At 49.5% G+C, this 281-nt stretch carries 1 protein-coding gene; it reads right to left on the reverse strand.

Features of this window, described 5'->3' with window-relative positions:
- Positions 1–281: efflux RND transporter periplasmic adaptor subunit (locus tag KDM89_RS22055; protein ID WP_369123609.1), on the reverse strand; the 281-nt coding region annotated here is incomplete at both ends.

Consider the following 281-nt stretch of genomic DNA (forward strand, 5'->3'; position numbering starts at 1 on the left):
ACTTCGGCTTTTGACTCTGCGTTCACGACATAGACCGACTTACCGCGTGCACCGACCACAATCGCATCCTGCGGCACTACTACGGCATCTTTGATGGTGCGCACACTCATGTCCAGATTGACGTAAGCACCAGGCCATAATTTCATCTCTTTATTGTCAAATACCGCTTTGACTTTGACTGTGCCGGAGGCTGCATCGACCACATTATCAACAAACTGTAATTTGCCTTTATATTTGCCCTGACCATCCGGCAGGCTGGCCTGCACAAAGCTGTCTGCATT

This window comes from Cognatundibacterium luofuense (genome assembly GCF_018139685.1).
Classification (GTDB): domain Bacteria; phylum Pseudomonadota; class Gammaproteobacteria; order Burkholderiales; family Burkholderiaceae_D; genus Undibacterium; species Undibacterium luofuense.